Annotated in this window: 1 protein-coding gene; it reads left to right on the plus strand. The window is 43.6% G+C overall.

Going from position 1 to position 606, the window contains the following annotated elements; genetic code table 11:
* A partial coding sequence (locus BJU60_RS14825; RefSeq protein ID WP_141737258.1) for a PTS transporter subunit EIIC occupies positions 1-606 on the plus strand: 606 nt, incomplete at both ends.

Raw genomic sequence — 606 nt, forward strand, 5'->3', positions numbered from 1 at the left:
CATTGGGATTGAGCTTGGGAAAATCAACGGTCACAAGTCTCTGTTTCCAGGATTGATGGCATTGATTTCATTTATATCTGTTATTCCAACGACACTTCTACTTGAAGTCGATGGATCGATGCGTGAGGTTGTTGACGTGTTGGCAAGACAATTTTCTGATCCAAAAAGCTTATTTTTAGGGATGATCATTGCGATCGTATCTGTGGAGATTTTTTGTAAGCTGACCGAGGTGAAATGGCTGCAAATCAAGATGCCGGATTCGGTTCCGTCGAATGTGGCAACGTCTTTTTCGTCACTTTTCCCATCGATCATTACAATTACAATCATTAGCTCATTCGGCTTTGCATTTCACCGGTTGACAGGCATTTATTTGCATGAAGCAGTGTATAACGTGGTGCAGCGTCCGTTAGAAAGTGTTGTACAGGGGCTGCCTGGGATTTTAACGTTGATGTTTGTTGCGCAATTTTTCTGGGTGATCGGCATTCATGGCAGCCAGATGATTAAGCCGATCCGGGAGCCGCTCTTATTAGGATCGATTGCAGTGAATATGACAGCATTTCAAGAGGGAAAAGAGATACCGAATATCATCACGATGCCGTTTTGGGA

Source organism: Exiguobacterium aurantiacum, assembly GCF_001766415.1.
Taxonomy (GTDB): Bacteria; Bacillota; Bacilli; order Exiguobacteriales; family Exiguobacteriaceae; genus Exiguobacterium; species Exiguobacterium aurantiacum_A.